Source organism: Kribbella sp., from assembly GCF_035687465.1.
Lineage (GTDB): Bacteria > Actinomycetota > Actinomycetes > Propionibacteriales > Kribbellaceae > Kribbella.
In genome coordinates this window covers 1-5,005 of sequence record NZ_DASRXP010000702.1, presented here as the reverse complement: position 1 = coordinate 5,005, position 5,005 = coordinate 1, and the positions used below count along the sequence as shown (strand labels likewise).

The 5,005-nt window shown below is 66.2% G+C and carries 5 protein-coding genes; 4 read left to right on the top strand and 1 reads right to left on the bottom strand.

Annotation, left to right across the window (positions count from 1 at the left end; genetic code table 11):
* Window positions 1-450: 450 nt before the first annotated feature.
* The gene (locus VFG33_RS38140; protein ID WP_325057903.1) at window positions 451-1,209 is read right to left on the bottom strand and encodes a FadR/GntR family transcriptional regulator; all 759 of its coding nucleotides are present in this window, start codon (window positions 1,207-1,209) and stop codon (window positions 451-453) included.
* A gap of 247 nt (window positions 1,210-1,456) precedes the next feature.
* Between VFG33_RS38140 and VFG33_RS38135 the strand changes: the two genes are divergently transcribed.
* The 4 genes from VFG33_RS38135 to VFG33_RS38120 form a co-directional block, all read left to right on the top strand.
* Complete coding sequence (locus VFG33_RS38135; protein WP_325057902.1) at window positions 1,457-2,965, top strand: ABC transporter substrate-binding protein; 1,509 nt, start codon at window positions 1,457-1,459, stop codon at window positions 2,963-2,965.
* Window positions 2,966-3,046: 81 nt separating this feature from the next.
* On the top strand, window positions 3,047-3,997 hold the full coding sequence (locus VFG33_RS38130; protein ID WP_325057901.1) for an ABC transporter permease: 951 nt from the start codon (window positions 3,047-3,049) through the stop codon (window positions 3,995-3,997).
* Window positions 3,994-4,812 carry an ABC transporter permease gene (locus VFG33_RS38125; RefSeq protein WP_325057900.1) on the top strand — a complete coding sequence of 273 codons (819 nt, stop codon included), beginning with the start codon at window positions 3,994-3,996 and terminating at the stop codon, window positions 4,810-4,812. Before VFG33_RS38130 ends, VFG33_RS38125 begins: the two co-directional genes overlap by 4 nt.
* Window positions 4,809-5,005, top strand: a 197-nt coding sequence (locus VFG33_RS38120; protein ID WP_325057899.1) for an ATP-binding cassette domain-containing protein, incomplete at its 3' end; no start/stop codon positions are given. The genes VFG33_RS38125 and VFG33_RS38120, both read left to right, overlap by 4 nt.

Below are 5,005 nucleotides of genomic sequence, written 5' to 3'. Positions count from 1 at the left end.
GTAGTTGCAGTGCGCTCGGTGGACCGAACGATGCACGATCGCCCGCTGCCCGCTGCCCGCTGCCCGCTGCCTCGCTGCCCTGCCCGTTGTCCCGCCGTTGCCCCGTTTCTGCGCCCAGCCCGTTGCCCCGCTTCGCCCGGTGCCGGGCTTTACGGCCGATGCCGGTCTGTAGGGCGGCAGTGGTCGAACGGGGGGTGATCGGTCTGCTGGCGGCTTTGTTCGGTGGCGGGTTTTGCGGCCGATGCCGGTCTGTAGGGCGGTAGTGGTCGAGCGGAGGGTGATCGGTCTGCGGGCGGCTTTGTTCGGTGGCGGGCTTTGTGGTGGATACCGGTCTGTAGGGCGGTAGTGGTCGAGCGGAGGGTGATCCGTTGGCGAGCCGGACGAGACCGACCGCCCTCGCGGGCGCAGCAGCCGTTGCTGCTGTCGGTGTGCGGTCCGCGGGCGAGTGGGTTACTCGTCGATGAGGGCGCGGAGGGGGTTTCGGTCGGGTTCGGGGACGTAGGTGGCGTAGTAGTCGTAGAGGTTTTGGCGGGCGACTCGGGCGGCGGCGTGGCCGTCGCCGGCTCGGATCGCGGCGACTACTTCGGTGTGGTGCTGGAGGGATTCGAGCATCAGTGCGCGGCTGTTGGCGGCGTGCGCGATCTTGTCGGCGATCAGGCCCAGTACTACGCCGCGCACGACCTCGTTGCAGGTCTCGATCAGCGAGTTGCGGCTGACCCGGGCGACTGCCTCGTGGAACGCCAGATCCGCCTCGCTGAAGGCGGCGAAGTCGATGTCGATCGCGGCACGCATCTCGACCAGCGACTGCTCCATCTCCGCGAGTTGCTCGTCGGTCCGCAGCCGCGACGCCAGCTGGATCGCCGCGCCGTCCATGATCATCCGGAACCCGATCAGCTCACTCAGACTCAGCTCGTCCACCCGCGCGAGCCGTACCAGCTGCTTGCGCAGCGCGCCGGACGAGTACGGCAGGATCTCCGGCCCGTTGGGATCGCCCGGGCGGGATCGGACGACGCCGTTGCTCTCCAGCACCCGGAGCGCCTCCCGGACCGTCGACCGGCTGACCGCGAACTGGACGACCAGTTCCCGCTCACTCGGCAACCGTTGGCCGGGGGCGAGGTCGCCGCGGCTGAGCGCGTCCTCGATCTGCTCGACGATCCGCTGGTAGGCGCGGACGGGCTGCACCGGCTGGAACTGCAGTCCCTTCGCCATCTGGCCGCGCTCCTTCATCGCTCGACTTCCTAGCTCGACTTCATCGGTTGACTTGATCGCTTGACAGACCCCTGCGCAGCGACAAACCTAGTGCCCTATTGAGACCTAGTCCACTGGTCTGACCAGCTGCCGTCGCGTTGATCACCGCAGTGAGAAGTCGCCGACCGGCGTGCCCCATGCCGGTGGACCGGGCCGGATCGTCAAGAATGCGGCGAGAGAACGCAGCAACCCAGCAAGAGGAGTTCGCGTGAAGTCGTATCCCACCCGGGCGGTCGCGCTCGCCGCCGCGGGCCTGCTGGCCCTGACCGCCTGCTCCGCGGGCTCCGGCTCGTCCTCGAACTCCTCGCCCGGCGCGGACCAGGCGCTCTCGATCGGCCTGGTCGCCGAGCCGGCCAGCCTCGACTTCACCACCACCGACGGCGCCGCGATCCCGCAGGCGCTGCTCGGCAACGTCTACAACGGGCTCGTCAAGCAGGACGAGACCGGCAAGATCGTGCCGGACCTGGCCAAGTCGTGGACCGTCTCGCCGGACCGCAAGCTTTACACCTTCACTCTGGTCGACAACGCGAAGTTCACCAACGGCGCGGCGTTCACCTCGGCGGACGCGGTGTTCAGCATCGATCGGGTGAAGAAGAACTGGACCACCTCGCTCAAGGCCGCGATGGACGTGGTCCAGACCGCGAAGGCCGTCTCGCCGACCGAGTTGCAGGTGACTCTGAGCAAGCCGAGCAACGACTGGCTCTTCCGGATGACCACCCGGATCGGCGCGATGTTCTCCCAGACGGGAGTGGACAAGCTCGCGACGGATCCCGTCGGCACCGGTCCGTACAAGTTCGGCACCTGGAAGCGCGGCGACTCGATCGTGCTGCAGCGCAACGACGACTACTGGGGCACCAAGCCGTTCTTCAACCAGGTCACGCTGAAGTACTTCAAGGACCCGACCGCGCTGAACAACGCTCTGCTCACCGGCACGATCAATGTGATCGGCACGGTGCAGGCCCCGGAGGCGCTCAGTCAGTTCACCAGCAACGACAAGTACCAGGTGATCGAGGGTACGACGAACGGCGAGGTACTGCTGTCGTTCAACAACTCGCAACCGGTCTTCAAGGATATCCGGGTCCGTCAGGCGATCCGGCAGGCGATCGACCACAAGGCCTTGCTGGACACGTGTTTCGCGGGACGCGGCAAGCTGATCGGCAGCATGGTTCCGCCGACTGACCCGTGGTACGAGGACCTGACCAGCGTTGCGCCGTACGACCAAGCCAAGGCGAAGGCGGCTCTCCAGGCAGCCGGGGCCACCGGCAAGACGCTGCGGTTGCGACTGCCTACGTTGCCCTATGCAACGTCTTGCGGGCAGGTCGTGAAGAGCCAGCTGGAGCAGGTCGGACTGAAGGTGACGATCGACCAGCTCGAGTTCCCGGCGGCGTGGCTGACCACCGTGCTGAAGAACGCGGACTACGACATGTCGATCATCGCGCACGTCGAACCGCGCGACCTCGGTGCTGTGTTCAACGCGAAGTACTACACCCGGTACGACGATCCCACGCTGCAGGGGCTGCTCGCCGCGGCGGACGCCGGCGACGAGGCGACGCAGGTCAGCGAGATGAAGAAGGCCGCCCGGCGCATCTCCGAGCAGGCCGCAGCCGACTGGCTCTTCCTGCTGCCGAACCTGGTGGTCGCCGACAAGAACCTCACCGGCCTCCCGCAGAACGCCATCACGGAGTCCTTCGATCTGTCCCGCCTCGCCCGCTCCTGATTCCCCTTGTGACGGGAAACCCCTCCGATCATTCGCCCCCTTTTGACCCGCTGTGGACAACCCGAGAGGTGAGCTGAGCAGATGGTCCTCCGCCTGATCGAGCGCACGGCCGTGCTCTTGGTCAGCCTTGCGGTCAGCTCGGTGCTGGTGTTCGCCTTCATGGCTGTATTGCCCGGCGATCCCGCTCGGGTCGCGCTCGGGGTGAACGCGTCCGATGAGGCCGTGGCGGAGTTGCGTCGGCAGTTCGGGTTGGACCGGTCGCTGAGTACGCAGTACTTCGACTGGTTGGGCGGACTGCTGCAGGGCGACTTCGGGACGTCGTACGTGTCGAAGGCCGCTATCGGGCCGCAGATCTTCGATCGGTTCCAGGTGACGCTGTGGCTGGTGGTGGTTGCGATGGTGGTCGCGCTGGTGATTGCGGCTCCGGCCGGCACGGTGATGGCAGCGCGGCATCGGCGGCTCTCCGGGCTGGCGCTGTCTGCGCTGTCCCAGGTTGGTGTTGCTGTGCCGGCATTCCTGGCCGGGATCCTGCTGATCATGCTGTTCGCGGTGAAGCTCGGCTGGCTGCCGGCCAACGGGTGGACGCCGCCGGCGGAAGATCCCGGGATGTTCCTTCGCCAACTGATCCTTCCAGCCTTGTCGCTCGGGCTGGTGCAAGGCGCAGTACTGACTCGCTATGTGCGCAGTGCTGTGTTGGACGTCCTGCGTGAGGACTACTTGCGTACTGCGCGCGCCAAGGGCTTGCGGCCGTTCCCTGCTTTGTGGCGGCACGGTCTGCGCAATGCGGCGGTTCCTGTGGTGACGGTGCTGGGGTTGCAGCTTGCGACGCTGCTGATCGGTGCTGTCGTGGTTGAGCGCGTGTTCGTGATCCCTGGGCTCGGCAGCCTCCTGCTCGATGGTGTGTCCAACCGGGATCTGCTGCTCGTGCAGGACGTGGTGATGGTGCTCGTCATCGCAGTACTGGTGGTCAACTTCCTCGTCGACCTCCTGTACGTCGCACTGGATCCCCGGCTGCGGGTGGGTTCGCGATGAGGCGACTGAACCCGAGTCTCGTGGTGGGCGGTTTGATCGTGGCGATCATCGTGCTCACGGCCCTGGTCTCGTTCATCTGGACCCCGTACGACGCGACGCTCGTGGATCCTGCGGTTCGTCTGGCCAAGCCATCGTGGTCCCACTGGTTCGGCACCGACAAGTTCGGCCGGGATGTGTTGAGCCAGATCATGGTGGGCTCGCGGACGACGTTGTTCGTCGGCCTGGTGGCGGTCGGGGTGGCTGCCGTGATCGGCGTACCGCTGGGGATTCTTGCGGCGATGAGCCGGCGGTGGTCCAGCGAGGTGATCATGCGGGCCAACGATCTCTTGCTGGCCTTCCCGGCGTTGCTGTTGGCAATCATGTTCGGGGCGGTGTTCGGGGCGAGCACGTTGACGGCGATGGTTGCTATTGGCATCGCTACCGTGCCGAGCTTTGCACGGGTGATCCGGAGTGGGGCGTTGCAGGTGATGCGGACCGAGTACGTGCTCGCTGCTCGTGCGGCCGGACGCCAGCCGCTGCCGATCGCAGTACGGCATGTTCTTCCGAATGTGACGAGCCTGATTACTGTGCAGGCTTCGGTGTCGTTTGCGATCGCCGTTCTCGCTGAGGCAGCGCTCTCTTTCCTGGGATACGGGACGCCTCCGCCTACGCCTTCGTGGGGGCGGATGCTGCAGGAGAGCCAGGAGTTCTTGTTCAGTGCGCCGCGGTTGGCGGTGTTCCCGGGGTTGGCGATCGCGATCGCCGTACTGGGCTTCAACCTCCTGGGCGACGGCCTCCGAGACCGCTTCGATCCCAAACTAGAGGACCGCCGATGAGCGACGTCCCCGATGTTCTCCGGGTGCAGGGGCTGACTGTGACCGTGCGGGACAAGACGTTGGTGCATGACGTCGATCTGACCGTGGGGCCGGGGGAGCGGGTCGGGCTGATCGGCGAGTCCGGATCCGGGAAATCGCTCACTGCGCTCAGCTTGATGGGCTTGCTGCCCGAGGATGTCCGCGCGAAGGGGTC

What these genes read in the sequence shown, in the direction of transcription:
- VFG33_RS38140 (WP_325057903.1), bottom strand. Translation starts at nt 1,209, where the DNA reads ATGGCGAAGGGACTGCAGTTCCAGCCGGTGCAGCCCGTCCGCGCCTAC.
- VFG33_RS38130 (WP_325057901.1), top strand. Translation starts at nt 3,047, where the DNA reads ATGGTCCTCCGCCTGATCGAGCGCACGGCCGTGCTCTTGGTCAGCCTT.
- VFG33_RS38125 (WP_325057900.1), top strand. Translation starts at nt 3,994, where the DNA reads ATGAGGCGACTGAACCCGAGTCTCGTGGTGGGCGGTTTGATCGTGGCG.